The sequence below is a fragment of the Bartonella sp. MU37NMGALS genome (genome assembly GCF_042194015.1).
GTDB classification, from domain to species: Bacteria; Pseudomonadota; Alphaproteobacteria; order Rhizobiales; family Rhizobiaceae; genus Bartonella; species Bartonella grahamii.
In genome coordinates this window covers 1-1,007 of record NZ_JBHIML010000102.1, presented here as the reverse complement: position 1 = coordinate 1,007, position 1,007 = coordinate 1, and the positions used below count along the sequence as shown (strand labels likewise).

Here is a 1,007-nt window from a genome sequence, read left to right as displayed (position 1 = left end):
AAACTTCTGCTTTGCCATAAATACGAGAATTGTTGTAAACATGTGCATAACCGTAAACTTGTGCATTTTCGTAAACCTTAGCATCACCAAAAACCTTGGCATAACCATAGACTTTTGCATCATCACCTACCCAGCAATTGCCATGATGCGATAGGTTGTCTTCTTTCTCGATATAGCCTCCTAAATCACCTTTCTCGACGTTTCCAAAGTCTCGTAATGCGCGAATGCGGTGGAGAGTTTTGCCCCCAACTTCGATTGTTTCATCAGTAAATTCGTATTTTTTTTCCATGGTTTATTTCCTTTGGCCAGTTGTGATGATTTCATCATTGATGATCTCTGCGTTTCCATGAATAAATGCATCACCACAGATTTGGGCATTTCCCCCAACTTTTGCTCTGATGGAAATCAATGGATTGTCATAGATTTTAGCATTTCCATAAATTTCAGCTTTTCCACTAATAAATGCACCACCGGAAACTTGTGCATTTTCGTAGATTTGTGCACTGGCAAAAACACGAGCATGTCCAAAAATCTGCGCATTACCAAAAATATTAGTTTCTCCGGTAACAGATGCACTACCAAAAACACATGCATTTTCGTAAATATCAGCAATGTTATAAATATAAGCATCACCATAAACCTTGGCTTTGTCATAAACTCTTGCATGACCATCTACACGAGCGTTTCCATAAACATGTGCATCACCAAAAACCTTGGCATAACCATAGACTTTTGCATCATCACCTACCCAGCAATTGCCATCATGACTTAGATTGTCTTCTTTTTGTATAAAACCGCCTAGGTCGTCTGCTTTAACATCATCAAAATCCCTTAAAGCACGAATGCGGTGAAGAGTTTTGCCATCAACCTCAGTTGTTTCATCAATCAGTTCATATTTTTTTTCCATGGTTTTACTCCTTTAAGTTAGATTCTGCCTTTGTCGTTCTTGCAAAAGAACGGCATTGCATTGTGTGGTGAATTTTTTGAAAAGGTGGCGTCTTTTAAAA

General features: G+C 38.4%; 1 protein-coding gene and 1 pseudogene. Both read right to left on the bottom strand.

The window, feature by feature from the left end:
* A pseudogene (locus ACFIJP_RS09305) lies at positions 1 to 289 on the bottom strand (hypothetical protein); the annotation flags it as partial.
* A gap of 3 nt (positions 290 to 292) precedes the next feature.
* Positions 293 to 907 (bottom strand): hypothetical protein, encoded by a 615-nt coding sequence (locus tag ACFIJP_RS09300; RefSeq protein ID WP_375627140.1) that lies wholly within the window; start codon positions 905 to 907, stop codon positions 293 to 295.
* Positions 908 to 1,007 lie beyond the last annotated feature (100 nt).